This window comes from Legionella cherrii, assembly GCF_900635815.1.
Lineage (GTDB): Bacteria > Pseudomonadota > Gammaproteobacteria > Legionellales > Legionellaceae > Legionella > Legionella cherrii.
In genome coordinates, this window is record NZ_LR134173.1 from 3658462 (window position 1) to 3678116 (window position 19655).

The window sequence follows — 19655 nt, forward strand, 5'->3', positions numbered from 1 at the left end:
GTCATTAGGCCGGAGAATAAAATTTTTATTTAAAATTACGGTGATTCAGGCAATTTATTAAACATCAAATCCCACACTCCATGCCCTAAACGTTCCCCTCTCTGTTCAAATTTTGTAAGTGGCCTTGATAAAGGTCGGGGCGAATATCCTCCATCGTGCTGAGAATTTTTCAAAGCAGGCTCTGTAGATAAGACATCCAGCATATGCTCTGCGTATTCTTGCCAATCGGTCGCACAATGAATAAACCCACCTGGCTTCAATTTTTTTGTTACTAATTGAATAAATTCTTTCTGAATTAAGCGTCTTTTATGATGACGTTTTTTATGCCAGGGATCAGGGAAAAATATTTGTACTCCGCCAAGTGAGTTATCGAGCAATTGGGTGCGAAACACTTCAACAGCATCATGGGCCACAATACGTACATTAGATAATTGATGTTCATGTAAATCAGCAGCCAAACTACCCACACCCGCAAGATGAACCTCTATACCTATATAATTAATTTCAGGATTACTTTTAGCCATGGCCAACAAAGAGGCTCCCATACCAAAACCTATTTCAACCACTGTATCCGCATTACGGTTAAATGCTGCAGCTAAATTCCATGGATTTCCATCTACAGCAAGTTCATAATCTTTAAGCCAAAGTTCCAGCCCCTGGTTCTGACGATTACTTACCCGACCTGCTCTTAAAACATAACTTTTTATCCGGCGTTGCATAAATCACACTCATCATTTGGTCAAAGCCGGAATTATATGTTCTTACAAAAATCTTGCAACTAATGCATTTTTTTGATATAAAACCGCTCTTGTATTTCACATCCGGCTATTTGCCCAGAATTTTACAAAGACAAGCAAACTAAAACCTATTTTGGAGTAACACAATGTCTAGAGTATGTCAGGTAACTGGCAAGCGACCCATGACTGGTCATAAAGTGTCGCACGCTAACAACAAAACCAAAAGACGCTTTCTGCCGAATATTCAGAACCACAGTTTCTGGGTTGAAGAAGAAAATCGATTTGTCACATTAAAGCTCAGTACCAAAGGTATGCGTATTGTAGACAAGTTAGGTATAAAAGCAGTTCTGGATAAACTCAGAGCTAAAGGCGAAAAAGTATAACTTAAGGGGATAAACCATGGCAGCTGTCACGATTAAAGTGAAAATGGAATCCACAGCAGGAACTGGATACTATAAGACTACAACTAAAAACCCAAGAAACCATCCTGAAAAAATGGAGCTTATGATGTACGATCCTAAAGTACGTAAGCACGTTCTTTTCAAAGAGAAAAAAGTAAAATAATGTTTTAAGCCCCATAACTTATGGGGCCCTTCATGTTGTTTTTAGATCACTCGCGTTCTTAACCGATCTCTTAAATCGTCTCTTTCTATTATTTACAAAAAATAAATTTGAGAATTTATTCCTTATTGATATAGGAATGAAACATTTAACTGCATCGCCCCCCTAAAATACCCTTGGTAAAAATCTATTTTTTTAAAGTCATACCTAAATTAACGCTGTAGATACTGGATTATCCTTACGAATCGTTTAAACTGATAGTAAATAGCAATGAATACAAAGAGGATTTGAATGAAACCATCATTGCAACTAAGCATTGGACAGCACTTAACGCTAACGCCACAGTTACAGCAAGCAATCAGACTATTGCAATTATCAACGATTGATTTACAGCAAGAAATCCAACTCATTGTTGAATCAAATCCAATGCTTGAAGCAACTCCAAACGAAGATAAAGGAGAATTCGAAACCAATGCAGTAGAACCGCAAAATAATGATGAATCCTACGATTTTCAATGGTCAGAACTGTATCAAAGCTCAGGCAAACGTATTGCCTTTGAAGATAATGACTATAATTTTGACAACCTGCATTGCACTACTACTAATTTACAAGATCATCTAAGATGGCAACTTGAACTTTCTCCCATGAGTGATGTAGACAGAGCCATAGCAACTGCGATTATCGATGCGGTGAATAGCGATGGGTTCCTGACTATGAGCATTACTGAATTACATGCAAGTCTTACAAGCGACACCCATCCATTGGATTTAGATGAAATAGAAGCCGTACGCCATCGTTTGCAATTATTTGATCCCGTAGGCTGTGCTTCAGTGAATCTCGCTGAAACACTACTGGTGCAGCTGGAGCAGCTTTCTTTAGACCCAGAAAGCCTAGCATTGACTAAAAAGATCATTTCAGAAGACATTGAATTGCTAGCCCAGCATAATTATAAACAGTTAATGAAAAATCATCAGATTACCGAAAAAACAATTGATAAGGTATTGAAAACGATTCAAGGATTAAACCCCAAACCCGGTAATTTAATTCATGAAGACATTACCGAATACATTATTCCGGATTTAACTGTTAAAAAAGTTAACAATAAATGGAAAGTTCAACTCAATCAAAGCGTGCTCCCCCATTTAAGCATTAATAACCAATACGCATCGCTCATTCAACGAGCTGATAATAGTGCAGACAATCAATTTTTAAAAAATAACCTACAAGAAGCACGTTGGTTTTTAAAGAGTATTCAGAGTCGTCAAGAAACACTGCTTAAAGTCGCCACCTGTATTATAGAATACCAACAAGGATTCTTAGAATATGGTGAAGAAGCAATGAAGCCCTTGATTCTTAATGATGTTGCTTCGGCTCTGGATATGCATGAGTCAACCATTTCGCGTGTCACCACCCAAAAATTTATACATACTCCTCGAGGGGTATTTGAATTAAAATATTTCTTCTCAAGTCATGTCAATACAAATGCCGGCGATGAGTGTTCCTCTACAGCCATTCGTGCCGTGATAAAAAAATTAATTTCTGCAGAGAATAGAAAAAAACCATTAAGTGACAGTAAGATCACCCAATTATTAGAAGAACAGGGTATCAAAGTAGCAAGGCGAACCGTAGCAAAATATCGTGAAGCAATGGGCATTGCTCCATCTAATGAACGAAAAATAATTTGTAATTAATTAGGGTTTGTTTACAATTCCCTAGATTGAGCCAAAATGGTCAAGAGAATAGAATTGTAAATAGCACCTAAGGATCATGATTTTCACCATGGTTCTATTGTAACGAGGAGATTTTTATGCAAATTAACATCACTGGACATCATATTGATGTTACTCCTGCACTCAGAGCATATACCGAAGAAAAATTCGATAAGCTGGAGCGTCACTTTGATCACATCACATCCATCAACGTGGTATTGAATGTAGAAAAATTACGTCAAATTGCTGAAGCTACTGTTCATGTGACTAAAGGTGAACTGCATGCAAGCTCAGAATCTGATGATTTATATGCCGCAATCGATAATTTGATTGATAAATTAGAGCGTCAATTGAGTAAGCATAAAGAAAAAATTCTAAATCATGATTAAGAGATAAACCCTTACAGTAGCTTTATAGGCAGCAAAGCAAATCCTAAATTTGTTCGATTTAACTTTGCTGCACTTAGCTACACTTATAACCTAATTCGTGGTACATTTGTCGCGCTATGATTAAAACTAAAATCAAAATAATTAATAAGTTGGGTTTACATGCACGCGCTTCAGCGAAATTTGTTTCTACCGCAGCAAGATTCCAAAGCCAAATCGATGTGACCAGCAATTCACAAACCGTTAATGGGAAAAGCATTATGGGTGTCATGATGCTTGCAGCCAATAAAGGGAGCGAGCTCATCTTGGAAATTGATGGTCCTGATGAAGTCCAAATGAATGAAGCCTTAACTCAATTAATCAATAATTATTTTGGCGAAGGTGAATAATTAAACAGCTACATATTTCCAACAGTAATCCCCTCAACCATCTCTCGTATGATGGAGCGCATAATCCTAATCACCTATCGTATTCTAGTAAATGTTAACGTTTAGAACAGCGCGAGATGTGTTAATAGGATCATACGCTATTTAAAGTGATGCTCCCCTTTTTACCTGTAGAGCCCACCTCAAGGGGGCATGGGCTGGCATTAACTCAAAGTATACCGCATAGTTACTGCTTCATTTCTTTGGATTTTTTCCTTCTCATTTTTTGCAGCGCAAGTAACGTCATAAATAAACCAGATAAAGCATAAATCGTAAAACCAACAAATAAAACCAATGAAGGATTAGCGGCAATAGCAACAAATAAAATAATCATCACTAAAACGTAAAGGAATGGAACTTTGCCCTTAAAATCTACTTCTTTAAAACTGTAATAGCGAAAGTTAGAAACCATTAAACCTGAAGCAATTAATGATAAAATCGCAGCTAATAGGGAAACAAACATATTTTGCCAGTTATGTTGATAGCATAACCAAGAAAAAGAAGCCATTACGGCTGCAGCAGGAGGACAAGGTAACCCTTGAAAATATCGTTTATCAGCGGTTTCAAGCTGGGTATTAAAACGAGCTAAACGTAAGGCAACTGCGGCTGTATAAACAAATGCCACTAGCCAGCCTATTTTCCCTAATTGGCTCAAAATTAAATTATATACTAATAATGAGGGCGCAACCCCAAATGTAACCATATCAGATAAACTATCATATTCAGCACCAAATTCTGTCTGTGTATGAGTTAAGCGTGCAATTCTTCCATCCAGTCCATCGGCAATCATGCCAATAAATATCGCAATAATGGACGCTTCAAATTGTCCTTTCATCGAGGCAACAAGGGAATAAAATGCTGCAAATAAGCTGGCTGTTGTAAATAAATTAGGCAACAAATAAATACCAGAATGACTTTCTTTTTCCATTCCTAATAACCTTCAAAAAATGACAAATAGAATATGTTGACATAATAGGGATAAAAATTAATTTTGAAAACCAAATTTAACACAAATTTATTTTTACAAAATGAATAAATTTCCGTACAGCCTCCGTCATATGATGTTATACTTAGCACTCTGTATTTATATTGTATAAAGATATGGCTACACCTGAAAGTAAAACAATTATCATAGAAGGAATAACCTCCCAAGGAAAAACCTTTCGCCCCAGCGACTGGGCAGAACGGATGAGTGGCTCATTGGCAAGCTTTAAAAACAGCCGCATTCATTATTCTCCCCTATTAAGGCCAAGTGTGAATAGCGAAGGATATCAATGCGTATTACTTGATCCTAAACTTAAAGAAACAAGCCCATTGCTTTATCAATCCATCATTGATTTTGCCAAGGCAAATAATCTTAGGATATGTGGAGAAGAAGATTAGGGTATCTAAAATCCCGCGCTTGTTTTAACTGCCATAGTCCAACTCGTCATCGTGCTCATTATATAATTTAACATCGCGATGGTGTTATCAAAATTCATTGCCAATATGCCAGCAACTATAAAAGCCAAACCTTTAGGTCCGTGCTGAGTTCCCGGTTGGCTGGAATGCGCTACCAACACACTCCCCCGTACAAACCATAATACTCCCGCAGTTTGGACGACTAAGCCCATAGAGCTGAATATATTTGAAGAATTGTATGAGGTATAAGTTAAAACATTCCCTACACCAAAAGTAGTATTAGCCATAGTATCTAAAACAGAAGGCAAATACAGGAGAGCAGCCCCCATTAATAAGTACATCATTGGAGTATACATCTTTTCTTGGGAAGAAGATTGGGCTCTGTGATCAGCAATTTTTCTGAGTTTGGCAATAGCAGTCATAAAAAATAAAATACCCAGAATATATGCCCCCCCAGTAATTAAATGCTGTACAGGGTATAAAGAACGGCTTAAATTGCCTATAATTGCAATAAGATCTGGCGTATTCATAATTTAATTATACGCTGCTAAAACTTGTAATGCATAATTTTTTGCTTATTATTAATCCTAATTAAGAGTTATAATCTCAGATTTCTACAGTAAGTTGATATTCGTCATGCAAATAAATACATTTCCCATCACTTTAAAAGAGTCTTTTATGATCTCTCCTAAAGTAAAACACTTCATTTTTAGTTGTGAAGTATCCCCGCATTTTAATTATTTAGCCGGACAATTTATTACGATTCATTTTGAGCATCAAGGCAAAGCATTAAAACGTAGTTATAGTATAGCCAATTCGCCCAAACAAGATAATCTCATTGAAATCGCAGCAGGTTATTTTGAAAATGGCCCCGGCACAGAGTTTCTTTATAATTTAAAACCAGGTGATACGATTCAGATTAGTGGTCCATATGGTAGATTAGTAATTAAAGATGAACTACCTGGCCGATTTATCCTGGTTGCTACAAGTACTGGAATTACGCCTTATCGAGCGATGATTCAAGAGCTTGGTATGCTCATGGAACAACATCCTGAATTGGAAGTAGTCATTCTACAAGGAGTTCAACGACGAGAAGAAATTCTCTATGCCGATGAGTTTCATGCTTTTTCTCAGAAATACTCTAAGGTCATGTTCAAACCCTATTTAAGTAGACAACCAGTGCATGAGCTCAATGAAAACGAGTACAGTGGTTATGTACAGCATGCTTTTCCTACACTTAATCTTAACCCGCAACGTGACGTTGTTTACTTATGTGGAAATCCAAGCATGATTGACGAGGCGTTTAGTTCTTTAAAAGAACAAGGTTTTGCCATGCAACATATTATTCGTGAAAAATATATATCTAGATAGGGCCTGTTTACATTTCGCTAGTTTGAGCCCAAAATGGCCTGATTTTTGTGTACCGAAGCGGAGCATACAAAGAGTATGTGAGCATAGAAGCGCGAAGAAAATATGGACAATTTGACCAAAATGATAGAAATGTAAACAAGCCCTAATAACAATCAGGAGCAAATACACTATGAGTTATGAAGAATTATCAAGTACTATGGAATTAATACTGCAACAGGGTAAAGGAATTTTAGCTGCGGATGAAAGCAATTCGACTATAGGTAAGCGTTTTACCTCTATTGGTATCGAAAATACAGAAGAAAATCGCAGAGATTATAGATTGCTGTTAGCCACTACACCCAACTTAGAGCAATATATTAATGGGGTCATTTTATTTGAAGAAACCTTTAACCAAACGGATGAACATGGAACTCCTATTACTAAGTTATTTGCAGATAAAGGTATCGTTCCAGGAATTAAAGTAGATAAAGGATTAGTTCCTTTAGCAAATACGGAAAACGAACAAGTAACTCAAGGTTTGGATGGGTTAGCAGAGCGCTTACAACATTTTAAAAAATTAGGCGCAAAATTCGCTAAATGGCGTAATGTTTATTCAATTTCTGAATTTGCTCCCAGTTTAACCGCTGTGAAAACAGGCGCAGAGAATCTAGCCCGTTATGCTGCAGCTTGCCAGGAAGCTGGTATTGTTCCTATCGTTGAGCCTGAAGTACTGATGGATGGGGATCACAGCATTGAACATTGCGCAGAAGTTTGTGAAATTGTTCTTCATGAATTATTTCATGCTTTATTTATCCACCAAGTTGAGTTAGAGCATATTATTTTAAAACCGAGCATGGTAACCTGCGGCAAAGCACATAGCCCGTTCAGTGAGCCTGACGAAGTTGCTGACTATACTATTGGTGTATTCCGTAATAATGTACCTGCTGCAGTGCCAACTATTAATTTCCTATCTGGTGGCCAATCACCACAACAGGCAACAGCAAATCTAAACGCCATTAATAGCATCGACCATCAACCCTGGCTACTCAGCTTTTCTTTCGGAAGAGCATTACAGGAAGACTGTTTAAATGCTTGGGGTGGAAATAAAGCAAATGTCTCTAAAGCACAAGAAGCTTTATTAAATCGTGCCCGCTTAAATAGCTTGGCCTGTGTTGGTGAATATAATCCCAAGATGGAGTGATCGTCTGTTGGGAAAAGAAGAGTACCTACAGCGAAATTAAATCAATTCCGATGATAGGTGTAGCCTGGGTGAAGCACAGCGGAACCCAGGTTTTTTCAGTATAAAAAAACTGCCGTCATCCCAAGGATCGTGAAGGATTATCATATCGTAGTGCCGTGTTATTGGGTAGGAGAGACCTCGCTGGGTACAGACTGAGGGCTGACTCCACTGTGAGAACGAAAAAGCAATTTTAGGGCATAAAAATGAATAAGGATTTTCTACGTTATAAATCCCGTTTTATAACAATTGCTTTATTATTAGGATATGCCTTTTTGCATTATACGCTCACGCGCCCTTTCATAGAGACTACTTTTGATCAACTCCTTAACTTCTCAATACCCTTTCCCTACGCACAACGCGTTTTAGTCCCGTTATTGGTGTACCCATTTTCATTGTTACCGATACAACCAGGTACCTGCTTTTTTTTAGCGGAATGGTTATTCACCAGTCTTATGTATCTTGGGATATATCAGTTATTACGATTTGAATTTAATGCGCGCCAAGCCCAATTGCTCAGTTGGTTATTTATTTTGCTTTTACCATTAGTCCTGGTGATAAATTATCGATTTACGGTTGGACGAGCTGCTACCTTTTTTTATCCTGCAGATACACCAGCTATATTTTTTACAGCGTTGGGTTTTTTATGGTGTCTCAGAGCTCAATGGTTGTATTTTGTTCCTTTGGTGTTTTTAGCAACTTTTAATCGTGAAAGCAGTATCTTAATGGTATTGCTCATCCCTGCACTGCATTGGCAAAAACTGAGAGAAGTATTCAGACCTTTAGTATTTTCTTTTTTTGCTTATATAACTGCACGCATCATTATTCTAATGAGTCTAAGAGGGATACCAGGAAAACTTATAGAGTGGAATGCTTATAATTCTCCTAATTCTCATTTTGAGATGAATTTAGAGTGGTTATTTGCTGATCTTAATTTATTTATGTTTTGTTTTTGTTTTGCCGGATTACCTTTATTTTGGTTTGGTTTCTATGATTACATTCCGAAAACCTATCGTCCGCTACGTTATGTGGCGGCTTTTTATTTTATAGGGTTGCTTCTGGTTGGAAATTTTATAGAACCACGTATTTTTGGCGAAATTATCGCCTTGCTCTATTTACCTGTTTGCATCGCCCTTCGCAATTGGATTGCAGATTTTGCCCCTTTAATAGATGATAAAAAAACAAAAAATTACCTTTATTTTTTAAATCGCTATGCCATCCTTACTCTATTTACCCTTATCGTTATTTTTCATGTTCCTATAAATCAAACACTGTTGTGGTGTTTACAGCATTTTAATGCATGATAAAGAATCGCCAGATGCCGCTTGATACACCATTGACGTGAACCTATGCATATCCAGAAAAGCTCGTGCCATTTTGGGTAGTCATAAACACGATTTGTAATAACAACTCTCGTGAATTATGCATTTTAACATTTCATTAGGGATGAAAATTAATGAAGCGATTCTATGGGAAGAAATCGCCTGAGCCAAAGCATTTTTCGGGCAGGCTAACGAGCACACGTTGATGAGCGTGTGGCGGTTCAAATAATCAAATCAAAACGTGCATAAAGCGGCAAATGATCAGACAGCATACGCCAGGGCTTACCATGCAAACAGGCCACTTCATGCACGTTCATCCCACGAAAATAAACACGATCGACGCAAAGTGCCGGTCTAATTGCGGGGAATGAACGCGCATGTTGCCCCTCCACTGACACAAAAGCTTCTTCTATATTTAAGTGTTCCGCAAGAGGTTTGGAAATAACAGTGCGCCAATCATTGAAGTCTCCCGCCATCAACAAAGGTTCATTTTGCGGTACTACATCCTTAATACGCTGCATTAAGGTGTTACATTGCACGATACGCTCAGCCTTAAAAAGACCCAGGTGTACGCATAATAAATGAACGGTTATTTGCTCCAGCTTCAGTTGCGCGTGCAATATTCCTCTTGAGGCTCGACGAATGTTTGTAAGATTAATATTCTCAAAGCGCTCAAAAGCATATTTGCTTAAAATTGCATTTCCATGATGCCCTGATTCATAAACCGCATTTTTTGCATAAACATAGTGAGGCCATATATTTTCAGCAATATACTCAAATTGTGGAGAATCTGGCCAAGCATTGATTCGTTTTTGTCGTTTCCTATGTTCCCCTTGAACTTCCTGTAAGAAAACAAAATCAGGATTTAATTGAGTAATTGCGTCGCGCATTTTAGGAAGCAAAAAGCGCACGGCCCCTACTCCGAATCCCTTATGAATATTATAAGTTATTAATGAAACGCTACGTGCCTCTTTTTGCATAGTTGACTCTTTTCAAGTTTCTGTATTAAGCATATCACCAATGTATAAAAAAATTGTAGTGTGTAAGGATTAAGCATCTTAAAATTTATCCAAAGACTCAGGACACAACTATTTTAATTGTTGAAGCAGCTGAGGTAAGAATTTTATTCAATAATGAATTATAGCCTTCCTGTTTATAGTAGAGATATAATAATTATTAAGAAAAATTTTAAAAAATAGTAAATAAAAATGAAGATGCTAACACTCGCTATTCCAGGTTTTTCTATAGCCTGCAAAATCTGGGGAAACCCTGATAAACCGACTATCTTAGCGCTTCATGGTTGGTTGGATAATGCAAATAGTTTTGCGCCTCTTGCTCCATACTTAGAAAATGATTTTCATTTTGTAGCCGTTGATTTACCAGGGCATGGTCACTCGTCACATCTTCCTAAAGGATGCCACTATCATTTTTTTGATGGCATTTTTATTGTTATTGAATTAATCAACGCACTTAAATTGGATAAAGTACATTTGTTAGGACATTCCATGGGAGCTTGTCTTGCAAGTTTAGTTGGAGGAGTAGTTCCAGAACGATTTCTCTCTCTATGTTTAATCGAAGGTTTAGGACCATTTTCCCACCCAGCAGAAACCGCATGTCAGCAATTAAGAGAATATGCGCATTTTCTTGTTCAAAAAAACAAAAAACCAAAGGGTTATGATCATATAAATAGCGCAGCTCTAGCCCGTGCATTTAAAGGATATGTCTCTTTAGACATTGCAAAAATTCTTTGTGAGCGTAGCTTAATTGAAAAAAAGGGGAAATTTTATTGGCGACATGATCAACGTTTACTGGAACGTTCTCCTTTACGCATGACCGAAACTCAGATACTTTCTTGTTTGCAGGAAATTACGGCGAAGACTTATTTACTTTTATCCAGTAGAGGATTTGCTTTTGATACTGAAATAATTAATACCCGTATTAAGACAGTAAAAAATCTCACGCTTAAAAAAATGGATGGGGGACATCACATTCATATGGAACAGCCAGAAGTTATAAGTAAACTTCTGGCTGACTTTATAATCCAGTAAATGATTACTAAGACCTCTACACCTACGTAAGCTATTTTACATTGCTCTATAGATTGATTAATTTTAGTTTCCGATATAAAAGACATTGAAATGCCTTTTATATCGAACTCAAATTAATTACAGCCATCCATATTAGTAGCAATCTTAACTTCATTTAATGACTTTTTAACATCGCATAAAGCAGTCGCAGGAAACGTCTCATGGTTTGGATCAGCAGCGACCAAGTCATTGATTGCACTGACCAGACCCTCACCACCTTCATCAAAGTTAGAATAAGGTGTCCAGTAATCCATATTGGCTTTCACCATAACATCGAATGCTAATCGGGTATTCCAATTAGGTTGATTTGCTAATATGTAAAACAAATGGTTGTATACCCCACTGGAATAGTGAACATCCAAACCACCATAATATTCATCAGCAGTATCAATCGACTCACCATCACGACTTGGTTTGTCCATGTAACGTAATGCATCATAGCCGCTGTCTTCTTTCATGATTTCGCCACCTATTTGCCAGGTGCTTTTCTTCACTGAATAATATTCAGCTGCTTGAGCTGCCATATCAGAGAATGCTTCGTTCATACCGCCTGATTGGCCATAATATTCAAGGTTAGAATGCTGTTCTGTAAAACCATGGCTAATTTCATGAGCAGCAACGCCAAGAGAGACTAAAGGATACATCATGGTATCACCATCACCAAAAGTCATCTGCTGACCATCCCAATATGCATTTTCATAACCTTCACCGTAATGAACGCGCATCACTAATTGCATTGCCGAACCATCCGCATTACTCAAGGCGTTGGTATCATACCAGTCATGATACATATGGTGGATCACATGACCAGAGTACAATGCGTCATTCGTTGGAGAGGCCGCACCATTTTCTCTATCGTAACCATCTCCTTTATAACCGGTGAGATAAATATTTGCATCGTTATTTTGGCAATTAAACTTCATTGCTCTACTTCTTGAACTGTATTTATGACCCATGTCAATTACTTTAACATCTGCGTTTTCCATAAAGCAGATTCCATTTTCAGCATCACGAGTTAAATCAAGATAGGGCAAATCGCTACCGTATTGAATGAAACCTGTTTTATTATTTCCACCAAAACCGGATCCGCTTACAGAATCTCGACTTTGAGTTTTGATGTCGTTCCATTGTACAAAAGGTTGTTTGGTTTTTGCGTCAATAATTGCCGTAGGACGCTCTGGTATTTTATCTTTATGGACAACAAGTACACTTACTTTATATGCCCAATGCGCTTTATGCTGAGCATCGATATAAACCATAGGAATGACTTTTTCGTCACTCACATCTTTACCTACATACTTTGCTTTAAATTGTTGTAATGCTGCATCAGCATTGCTCACAAAAGAAGCATCGGGTTGGCCTAATTCAGTCTGTAAACCTTGATAAACAACACCATTCATCGCTACATTAGACTGAGCATTAGCTAATGATTTTACTGTATGCATGCTGTGCATAATTGCATAACCGCCATACACTGGAAATCCTACGTATTGTTGTTGCATACGCACATGCGTCACTTTATTCATGTCAGTATGCTCACTAACGAATCGTAAACTGTCTTTTGCAACGGCAACACCTTGTGTCAGAGAAAACTTCTGTTTTACTTGCTCAAGAGATGCCTTTTGCAAAGGCATTGGTTCTGCAGCTCTCGCGGGAGATGCTATTCCTAAAGCCAGCGCGACTGCTAGGGGAGATAAATAGTAATTATGATGCATTGAAACCCACTCCTTATTTGCAACTTAATCTAATTTGAAAGCAACTCAGCTCTATCTGAACCAATTAATCCATAAAATCAAGTTCATAGAAAAAACTTGACTGGTTCTAACGGGTGAGTTACGCCTGCGAACACAACTAATAAATTTTAAAACTTATCCAAGCTAGCATAGTTTTGTCATTTTTTAAATTATTATTTGATGCTTGGTGTGAAACTCATAGGAAAATAATGACCAGATAAGTGAAAAATTTTTTATCACCCATGCAATAATATTTCAACGCATTTCTACCGAGTGATTGAATTTTGATAATACCATGCAGCCAAAGCCCCTAATCCTAATACAAGTAATATTAAAGCCAAGGACAGCTGACCCTGTATCTTGGTTACTGCAATAATGCCACTTGTTAATGCGGCAGTTAAATCTTGCAAACTCACATATAAGGCGGCCACTGTTCCTGCAATGTGTGGAAATGGGTGAAAAACTCCTGCAAAAGCGTTAATAAAAGTAAACCCTGCCCCCATACTAAACAAAGCGATAGGGATCATAATTGTCAGAACATTCATGATTCCAGCAAGCGCAAAACTGAGCATAATCCCGCCGCCACTCATCATCAAAAAGACACCGATAAATAACATGTATGGAACACCTTTAACCATCACCAATTGACTGTTAATTATTCCACTCAGACAGATAGCACCAGCAATAAAAATTGACAATTGACCATATTCTAAAGGGGTTAGTCCCAATACATTTTGAAATAAAAAAGGGGCAATAGTCAGGTAAGCAATTAAGCCAGCGCATGCAAAACAGGCACATAGGGTATAACCTAAAAAAATTTTTGATTTTAATAAAGCGCCATAATTTTGCAGTATTACTCTTATCTTAGTCGCATTAGGATTCAGATTTTTATTGGTCTCAGGCAAGACCACCAGTATAAAAACCCAAAATGTAAGGCCAAAAATAAAAATAAATAAAAAATTAGCCCTCCAGCCAAAATGTTCTTGAATAAACCCACCCCAAATAGGCGAAGCGACTAAAAGAAGCGTACTTGCAACACCCACATAAGATGCAATTTTGGATAAATACCGGTCAGTAAAAAGATCACGGATTAAAGAGCGTCCCACGGAACTACAAGAACCAATACCAAAGCCTTGTAAAAACCGACCCAAAATCAATACGTTAACAGAAGGGGCAAGCAAACAGCAGAGAGCCCCTATAACACTTATTCCTATACCATAAATCAAGGGCATTTTACGTCCAATTTTATCGGATAAAGGTCCAAAAAAAATATGGGAAATTCCCAGTCCAAACATAAAAACAAATAAAGTAAATTGAATTGATGATTCAGTACTATTAAACGATTTGGTAATAGCAGGTAATGAAGGAACATATTGATCGATAGAGATTTGCACCAGTATCATCATCATAAAGATAATAAGATATATTACAGGTTGTACTTTTTGTACCTCCTGCTCCTCAAGCATTTCCTGCATTATCAATTCCTTTTCCAGGAGGATTTAAAAAGAAAACTGTCGACTCTTTAAAATAATTTCATTATCTCGTGTAAAAGTCTAGGTTACTGGTATAAAGTGCGCAAATAGTACAGTGAAGACCATAAAGAAAAAAATATAAAAAAAGCAGAGAACTTGTGGATATCCTCGGAGATATATAGACAATTTTAGGAAGATCAGGCAAAATCTGCCGAAATTGCTTGATACTAACTAATACATGAAAAAAATTCTGGTTTTGCACGGACCAAATTTGAATCTCCTGGGAACTCGAGAGCCTTCAGTTTATGGAGTCACGACATTAGCTGATATCAACTCGCGTTTAATCAAAGAAGCAACACAAGCTGGTTTCGCATTAAACTGTTGTCAAAGCAATTCGGAAGCAGAATTAATTGAAGCAATTCACCAAGCCAGTATCGACAAAGTAAGTTATATAATTTTTAATCCCGCAGGATTCACACACACCAGCGTGGCCTTAAGGGATGCCTTATGTGCTGTGGCAATCCCATTTATTGAAGTACATATCAGTAATATTTATTCCCGAGAACCTTTTCGTCACCATTCTTATTTTTCTGATATTGCAAAAGGTACTATCAGTGGTTTAGGTGCGCAAGGATACTCATTAGCATTAACATCAATTATTGAAAGAGAATCAAACAATGGACATTCGTAAGATCAGAAAATTAATCGAATTGCTAGAAGAAACTGGCATTTCTGAAATTGAAATTAAAGAAGGTGAGGAGTCGCTTAGACTAAGCCGTCACAGCAGTGCCCCTGCAATAGAAGCGCCTCAAGTTCATTACGTTTCTACCCCTGCGCCACGTCAGGAGTCTCTACCTCCGACAAATAATGCGCCTGTTCATGCAGCCACTGCTCATCAAGAAAGTAAGACTGCAATGCCCACCACTCCAGGCCATAAAATTCGTTCTCCTATGGTGGGTACCATGTACACTTCTCCATCTCCAGAAAGTCCTCCTTTCGTAACGATTGGCCAGACTGTTAAAGCAGGTGATGTGTTATGTATTGTTGAAGCCATGAAAATGTTTAATGAAATTGAAGCGGATCGCGCCGGTAAAATTGTAGATATACTCGTCGCTAATGGAGAGCCTGTGGAATACGATCAGGTCCTGTTTGTTATAGAATAGAGGGGGCATTCATGCTCAGTAAAATTGTTATCGCCAACAGAGGTGAAATCGCTCTTCGTATTTTACGCGCGTGTAAAGAGCTTGGCATTCAGACGGTAGCCGTACATTCAGACGTTGATAAAGATTTATTGCATGTTCGTCTTGCTGATGAAACCGTTTGCATTGGTCCTGCTCCAGCACAAAAAAGTTACCTGAATATTCCTGCAATTATTTCCGCTGCTGAGATTACTGATGCCGTAGCAATCCATCCTGGCTATGGTTTTCTATCTGAAAATGCTGATTTTGCGGAAATAGTCGAACAAAGTGGATTTCGCTTTATCGGACCTCGAGGTGATACCATTCGCCTTATGGGTGACAAAGTATCTGCCATTAACGCGATGAAAGCGGCAGGAGTTCCTTGTGTTCCTGGATCAGATGGCCCTTTGTCTGATGATGACCAATTGAATCTAGAAGTTGCTAGCAAGATTGGTTATCCCGTTATTATCAAGGCAGCTGGCGGTGGTGGTGGACGAGGTATGCGTGTGGTACATAGTGAGTCGAACCTGCTTAACTCCATTGCACTTACCCGCAGCGAAGCAAAAGCCGCATTTAATAACCCTATTGTTTATATGGAAAAATTCCTTGAAAATCCTCGCCATGTTGAATTTCAAGTACTCGGGGATGGTCAAGGTAAAGCCATTCATTTAGGTGAACGTGATTGTTCTATGCAAAGACGCCACCAAAAAGTAGTTGAAGAAGCACCTGCTCCCGGAATTAGCCCCGAACTGAGAAAAAAAATTGGTGACTCAGTAGTCAAAGCGTGCCAAGAGCTGAAATATCGCGGAGCTGGAACTTTTGAATTTCTGTACCAGGATGGGTGTTTTTACTTCATTGAGATGAATACACGGATTCAGGTTGAGCATCCAGTCACCGAAATGATTACTGGGGTAGATTTGATTAAAGAACAAATCAAAATTGCCAGTGACATCCCGATGACTCTTACGCAAGATGACATCAAATTGCATGGTCATGCAATTGAATGTCGGATCAATGCAGAAGATGCCAAAACCTTCATGCCTTCACCAGGAACAATTAAATTATTACACCAACCCGGTGGCCCAGGCATTCGTTTTGATTCCCATATTTACAGCAGTTATACAGTCCCACCCAATTACGATTCGATGATAGGCAAGCTCATTAGTTATGGGGAAACTCGTGCTGAAGCCATTGCAAGAATGCGAAATGCGCTCGATGAAATCATTATTGATGGTATAAAAACCAATATCGAGTTACATCAACGTATTTTCCATGATCAATCGTTTATTGCTGGTGGTACCAATATTCATTATTTGGAAAAAATGTTGAAGGAATAATGCTGTGTGGTTTCAATTAAAAATAGAACATTGTCCCAGTCAAGAAATCGAATTGCTGAGCAATGAATTGGAAGAATTCGGTGCGCTGTCCATCATGCTGACCGATAAAAACGATAATCCAGTTCTGGAACCTGAACCAGGAACAACTCCGCTATGGCCTGAAGTCGTTATTCAGGCCTTATTTTCAGAAGTCTTCCAAGCACAGTTTACTCGCGATCACATACTGCAAAATCACCCTGAGCTGGCATGCACCCTAGAGATTTTGGAAGACAAAGATTGGGAAAGGGCTTGGATGGATGATTTTAAACCACAACGTTTTGGACAACGTTTATGGGTCTGTCCCACCTGGTCTACTCCACCAGAACCCAATGCCGTCAATCTCATGTTAGATCCAGGCCTGGCTTTTGGTACTGGAACTCATCCTACCACTGCTTTATGTTTAACCTGGTTAGAACAGGCTGATTTAAAAAATAAGGAAGTTATTGATTACGGTTGTGGTTCAGGAATACTTACTTTGGCTGCTTTAAAATTAGGAGCCGCAGAAGTACATGCAGTTGATATTGATCAGCAAGCCTTACAAGCTACTCAAAATAACGCTTCAGCGAACGAACTGGACGAGCGTAAATTGTCAATTGGTATGCCTGATACTCTATCTAAACCTGTAGATTTAATTATCGCTAACATTTTATTGGCACCATTAATTTCCCTGAAAGAACGTTTTCAACAACTATTAAATCCTGAAGGGATGCTCATTGTATCCGGAATACTGGAAGAACAGGCACCTGAACTGATTAAAACCTATGCCTCAATGTTTGTCGTAGTTCGTCAGGAAAATCTTAGTGGGTGGTCATTATTGGCGTTTAAGCCTACAAAAAAGTAGTTGATCTTATAAGGCTTTGTTGAAGTAAATATTTTGGAACGATAAGTACCAAATAGTTATTTGTCATTGCCGCGAATGCGGCAACATCCATAAATGAGGCATAATGCCGCAGTTTTCGGTGACGATTACCACATATTCTGAGATTATCCAGGTTACGATTATTAAGGAAATTATAATGGCCCAAGAACATACATTTTCCGCTTTTCACCCTAAAAGAGCCCTTCTTAGTGTTTCCGATAAACGAGGCATTGTTGAATTGGGGAAAGCACTTCACCTACAAGGTGTAGAACTTATTGCAACAGGAAATACCGCTGCAATACTCAGAGAGAATGAATTGCCAGTTACCGATGTCAGTGAGTGCACAGGCTTTCCCGAAATGCTTGATGGTCGAGTTAAAACACTGCACCCAGCTATTCATGGCGGTTTACTTGCACGAGGGAAAAAAGATGCAAAGACACTCAGAGAACATTCAATCAGGCCCATTGATTTACTTGTAATCAATCTATACCCTTTTGAACAAACCATCAGCCGCCCTGACTGTAATTTCAATGAGGCTATAGAAAATATTGATATTGGTGGACCCGCTATGATTCGCTCGGCGGCAAAAAATCATGCACACACCTTTGTGGTAGTAAAGCCTGAGGATTATGCAGAACTGATTCACTACTTAAAAACCCAAAAAACTCCTTCTGACTGGGGATTCACCTTAGCTAAAAAAGCCTTCGCTCATACAGCAGCCTATGATGCAGCAATTACTAATTATCTGACCACTTTAGATAAAAATTGCACCCCCTGTGGATTTCCTGAAGTCCTTACCTGTCAATTTAACAAAATAACCGACTTACGCTACGGAGAAAATCCCCATCAACAAGCTGCTTTTTATGTTGATAAAAATAGTGCATCGGGCTCGCTGGGTGCTGCACAATTAATTCAAGGGAAGCAATTGTCCTATAACAATATTTTGGATGCCGATGCTGCATTAGATTGTGTTAAATCTTTTGCTTGCGAAAAACCAACCTGTGTTATTGTCAAGCACGCCAATCCATGTGGCATTGCCATCGGGGATTCACTTCTTCATGCTTATCTCAAAGCCTTTCAATGTGATCCTACATCAGCATATGGCGGCATTATTGCTTTTAACCAAACATTGGATGCCAATACCGCAAAAACCATTCTGGAAAAACAATTTGTAGAAGTCATTGTAGCACCTGATGTCAGTAATGAAGCCAAAAAAGTTCTTGCCAGCAAAGAAAATATTCGTGTCTTGTTGACTGGAACCTGGAAACAAGATGAGACATTTCGCTTGAACATGAAAAAAGTAGATGGCGGGTTACTTGTTCAAGAACATGATTCACTCTCGCTCGGAAGTTATGAATTAAAAACCGTGACCCCAAATAAACCCTCTGAACAGCAAATGAATGATTTAATGTTTGCCTGGCGTGCTGTAAAACATGTTAAGTCCAACGCCATTGTTTATGCTAAAGATGCGGCCACCATAGGACTGGGAGGCGGCCAAACCAGCCGCGTTATGAGCGCCCGCATCGGTCTTTGGCAAGCAGAACAAATGGGATTTGACACTCATGGTGCAGTCATGGCTTCTGATGCCTTTATCCCTTTTCCCGATACCGTAGAGATTGCTGCAGAAGCAGGTATTTCTGCTATTATTCAACCAGGTGGCTCAATCAGAGATTCACAAATAATTGCTTGTGCTGAAGAGCATGGGCTCATTATGGTCTTCACTGGCGTCCGACATTTTAAACATTAATAAAGAAGCATAGCGACCGGTCATCCCGAGTATAACCAGGGATGACGACAAAAAGTCCTGGTTTCCGCTACGCT

General features: G+C 38.5%; 21 protein-coding genes. 15 read left to right on the forward strand and 6 right to left on the reverse strand.

Annotated elements, in window-relative coordinates; genetic code table 11:
- Positions 1 to 35: 35 nt before the first annotated feature.
- Entirely contained in the window at positions 36 to 719 is a 684-nt protein-coding gene (gene trmB / locus EL022_RS15685; RefSeq protein WP_028381006.1) for a tRNA (guanosine(46)-N7)-methyltransferase TrmB, read from the reverse strand.
- 164 nt (positions 720 to 883) lie between these two features.
- Here trmB and rpmB point away from each other — a divergent pair, with 164 nt between their 5' ends.
- From rpmB to EL022_RS15710, 5 genes are all read left to right on the forward strand, one after another.
- Positions 884 to 1120 carry a 50S ribosomal protein L28 gene (gene rpmB / locus EL022_RS15690; RefSeq protein ID WP_028381005.1) on the forward strand — a complete coding sequence of 79 codons (237 nt, stop codon included), beginning with the start codon at positions 884 to 886 and terminating at the stop codon, positions 1118 to 1120.
- Between the two features lie 16 nt (positions 1121 to 1136).
- A complete protein-coding gene (gene rpmG, locus EL022_RS15695; protein WP_003635328.1) occupies positions 1137 to 1301 on the forward strand; it encodes a 50S ribosomal protein L33 in 165 nt (54 codons plus the stop codon).
- A gap of 288 nt (positions 1302 to 1589) precedes the next feature.
- Complete coding sequence (locus tag EL022_RS15700) at positions 1590 to 2990, forward strand: RNA polymerase factor sigma-54 (protein WP_028381004.1); 1401 nt, start codon at positions 1590 to 1592, stop codon at positions 2988 to 2990.
- A 116-nt stretch (positions 2991 to 3106) separates the two neighbouring features.
- Entirely contained in the window at positions 3107 to 3397 is a 291-nt protein-coding gene (hpf, locus tag EL022_RS15705; protein ID WP_028381003.1) for a ribosome hibernation promoting factor, read from the forward strand.
- Positions 3398 to 3513: 116 nt separating this feature from the next.
- Positions 3514 to 3783, forward strand: coding sequence for an HPr family phosphocarrier protein (locus EL022_RS15710; RefSeq protein ID WP_028381002.1), 270 nt, complete (start codon positions 3514 to 3516; stop codon positions 3781 to 3783).
- Between the two features lie 223 nt (positions 3784 to 4006).
- Here the strand turns inward: EL022_RS15710 and pssA are convergent, their stop codons facing one another.
- On the reverse strand, positions 4007 to 4747 hold the full coding sequence (gene pssA, locus EL022_RS15715) for a CDP-diacylglycerol--serine O-phosphatidyltransferase (protein ID WP_028381001.1): 741 nt from the start codon (positions 4745 to 4747) through the stop codon (positions 4007 to 4009).
- 173 nt (positions 4748 to 4920) lie between these two features.
- On the opposite strand from pssA, the gene EL022_RS15720 reads away from it, so the two are divergent.
- Positions 4921 to 5202: a DUF3579 domain-containing protein gene (locus EL022_RS15720; protein WP_028381000.1), complete on the forward strand. Its 282-nt coding sequence runs from the start codon at positions 4921 to 4923 to the stop codon at positions 5200 to 5202.
- Between the two features lie 5 nt (positions 5203 to 5207).
- Here EL022_RS15720 and EL022_RS15725 read toward each other — a convergent pair whose 3' ends face one another.
- Positions 5208 to 5750, reverse strand: a complete 543-nt coding sequence (locus tag EL022_RS15725) for a hypothetical protein (protein ID WP_028380999.1) — start codon at positions 5748 to 5750, stop codon at positions 5208 to 5210.
- A gap of 106 nt (positions 5751 to 5856) precedes the next feature.
- On the opposite strand from EL022_RS15725, the gene EL022_RS15730 reads away from it, so the two are divergent.
- The 3 genes from EL022_RS15730 to EL022_RS15740 all read left to right on the forward strand — a co-directional run bounded on the left by EL022_RS15730 (position 5857) and on the right by EL022_RS15740 (position 9111).
- Positions 5857 to 6591: a ferredoxin--NADP reductase gene (locus EL022_RS15730; protein ID WP_028380998.1), complete on the forward strand. Its 735-nt coding sequence runs from the start codon at positions 5857 to 5859 to the stop codon at positions 6589 to 6591.
- Positions 6592 to 6760: 169 nt separating this feature from the next.
- Positions 6761 to 7771 carry a class I fructose-bisphosphate aldolase gene (locus EL022_RS15735; protein WP_028380997.1) on the forward strand — a complete coding sequence of 337 codons (1011 nt, stop codon included), beginning with the start codon at positions 6761 to 6763 and terminating at the stop codon, positions 7769 to 7771.
- A gap of 242 nt (positions 7772 to 8013) precedes the next feature.
- Positions 8014 to 9111: a hypothetical protein gene (locus tag EL022_RS15740; RefSeq protein ID WP_028380996.1), complete on the forward strand. Its 1098-nt coding sequence runs from the start codon at positions 8014 to 8016 to the stop codon at positions 9109 to 9111.
- A 239-nt stretch (positions 9112 to 9350) separates the two neighbouring features.
- Here EL022_RS15740 and EL022_RS15745 read toward each other — a convergent pair whose 3' ends face one another.
- Positions 9351 to 10109, reverse strand: coding sequence for an endonuclease/exonuclease/phosphatase family protein (locus tag EL022_RS15745; protein WP_028380995.1), 759 nt, complete (start codon positions 10107 to 10109; stop codon positions 9351 to 9353).
- Between the two features lie 228 nt (positions 10110 to 10337).
- Here EL022_RS15745 and EL022_RS15750 point away from each other — a divergent pair, with 228 nt between their 5' ends.
- Positions 10338 to 11177, forward strand: coding sequence for an alpha/beta fold hydrolase (locus EL022_RS15750; RefSeq protein ID WP_028380994.1), 840 nt, complete (start codon positions 10338 to 10340; stop codon positions 11175 to 11177).
- Positions 11178 to 11290: 113 nt separating this feature from the next.
- Here EL022_RS15750 and proA read toward each other — a convergent pair whose 3' ends face one another.
- Together proA and EL022_RS15760 are read right to left on the reverse strand one after the other, a co-directional pair.
- The gene (gene proA, locus EL022_RS15755) at positions 11291 to 12931 is read right to left on the reverse strand and encodes a zinc metalloprotease ProA (RefSeq protein ID WP_028380993.1); all 1641 of its coding nucleotides are present in this window, start codon (positions 12929 to 12931) and stop codon (positions 11291 to 11293) included.
- A gap of 284 nt (positions 12932 to 13215) precedes the next feature.
- On the reverse strand, positions 13216 to 14415 hold the full coding sequence (locus EL022_RS15760) for a multidrug effflux MFS transporter (protein WP_422386207.1): 1200 nt from the start codon (positions 14413 to 14415) through the stop codon (positions 13216 to 13218).
- Positions 14416 to 14659: 244 nt separating this feature from the next.
- On the opposite strand from EL022_RS15760, the gene aroQ reads away from it, so the two are divergent.
- From aroQ to purH, 5 genes are all read left to right on the forward strand, one after another.
- Positions 14660 to 15112, forward strand: coding sequence for a type II 3-dehydroquinate dehydratase (aroQ, locus tag EL022_RS15765; RefSeq protein ID WP_028380991.1), 453 nt, complete (start codon positions 14660 to 14662; stop codon positions 15110 to 15112).
- On the forward strand, positions 15099 to 15584 hold the full coding sequence (gene accB / locus EL022_RS15770; protein ID WP_028380990.1) for an acetyl-CoA carboxylase biotin carboxyl carrier protein: 486 nt from the start codon (positions 15099 to 15101) through the stop codon (positions 15582 to 15584). Before aroQ ends, accB begins: the two co-directional genes overlap by 14 nt.
- 11 nt (positions 15585 to 15595) lie before the next feature.
- Positions 15596 to 16936: an acetyl-CoA carboxylase biotin carboxylase subunit gene (gene accC / locus EL022_RS15775; protein ID WP_028380989.1), complete on the forward strand. Its 1341-nt coding sequence runs from the start codon at positions 15596 to 15598 to the stop codon at positions 16934 to 16936.
- A 4-nt stretch (positions 16937 to 16940) separates the two neighbouring features.
- Positions 16941 to 17816, forward strand: a complete 876-nt coding sequence (gene prmA, locus EL022_RS15780; RefSeq protein ID WP_028380988.1) for a 50S ribosomal protein L11 methyltransferase — start codon at positions 16941 to 16943, stop codon at positions 17814 to 17816.
- A gap of 175 nt (positions 17817 to 17991) precedes the next feature.
- Positions 17992 to 19581 (forward strand): bifunctional phosphoribosylaminoimidazolecarboxamide formyltransferase/IMP cyclohydrolase, encoded by a 1590-nt coding sequence (purH, locus tag EL022_RS15785; RefSeq protein WP_028380987.1) that lies wholly within the window; start codon positions 17992 to 17994, stop codon positions 19579 to 19581.
- The last annotated feature ends 74 nt before the right edge of the window (positions 19582 to 19655 follow it).

Bases quoted from the DNA above. Each gene is read 5' to 3' on its own strand.
- trmB (WP_028381006.1), bottom strand. From the start codon at position 719: ATGCAACGCCGGATAAAAAGTTATGTTTTAAGAGCAGGTCGGGTAAGT.
- rpmB (WP_028381005.1), top strand. From the start codon at position 884: ATGTCTAGAGTATGTCAGGTAACTGGCAAGCGACCCATGACTGGTCAT.
- rpmG (WP_003635328.1), top strand. From the start codon at position 1,137: ATGGCAGCTGTCACGATTAAAGTGAAAATGGAATCCACAGCAGGAACT.
- EL022_RS15700 (WP_028381004.1), top strand. From the start codon at position 1,590: ATGAAACCATCATTGCAACTAAGCATTGGACAGCACTTAACGCTAACG.
- hpf (WP_028381003.1), top strand. From the start codon at position 3,107: ATGCAAATTAACATCACTGGACATCATATTGATGTTACTCCTGCACTC.
- EL022_RS15710 (WP_028381002.1), top strand. From the start codon at position 3,514: ATGATTAAAACTAAAATCAAAATAATTAATAAGTTGGGTTTACATGCA.
- pssA (WP_028381001.1), bottom strand. From the start codon at position 4,747: ATGGAAAAAGAAAGTCATTCTGGTATTTATTTGTTGCCTAATTTATTT.
- EL022_RS15720 (WP_028381000.1), top strand. From the start codon at position 4,921: ATGGCTACACCTGAAAGTAAAACAATTATCATAGAAGGAATAACCTCC.
- EL022_RS15725 (WP_028380999.1), bottom strand. From the start codon at position 5,750: ATGAATACGCCAGATCTTATTGCAATTATAGGCAATTTAAGCCGTTCT.
- EL022_RS15730 (WP_028380998.1), top strand. From the start codon at position 5,857: ATGCAAATAAATACATTTCCCATCACTTTAAAAGAGTCTTTTATGATC.
- EL022_RS15735 (WP_028380997.1), top strand. From the start codon at position 6,761: ATGAGTTATGAAGAATTATCAAGTACTATGGAATTAATACTGCAACAG.
- EL022_RS15740 (WP_028380996.1), top strand. From the start codon at position 8,014: ATGAATAAGGATTTTCTACGTTATAAATCCCGTTTTATAACAATTGCT.
- EL022_RS15745 (WP_028380995.1), bottom strand. From the start codon at position 10,109: ATGCAAAAAGAGGCACGTAGCGTTTCATTAATAACTTATAATATTCAT.
- EL022_RS15750 (WP_028380994.1), top strand. From the start codon at position 10,338: ATGAAGATGCTAACACTCGCTATTCCAGGTTTTTCTATAGCCTGCAAA.
- proA (WP_028380993.1), bottom strand. From the start codon at position 12,931: ATGCATCATAATTACTATTTATCTCCCCTAGCAGTCGCGCTGGCTTTA.
- EL022_RS15760 (WP_422386207.1), bottom strand. From the start codon at position 14,415: ATGCTTGAGGAGCAGGAGGTACAAAAAGTACAACCTGTAATATATCTT.
- aroQ (WP_028380991.1), top strand. From the start codon at position 14,660: ATGAAAAAAATTCTGGTTTTGCACGGACCAAATTTGAATCTCCTGGGA.
- accB (WP_028380990.1), top strand. From the start codon at position 15,099: ATGGACATTCGTAAGATCAGAAAATTAATCGAATTGCTAGAAGAAACT.
- accC (WP_028380989.1), top strand. From the start codon at position 15,596: ATGCTCAGTAAAATTGTTATCGCCAACAGAGGTGAAATCGCTCTTCGT.
- purH (WP_028380987.1), top strand. From the start codon at position 17,992: ATGGCCCAAGAACATACATTTTCCGCTTTTCACCCTAAAAGAGCCCTT.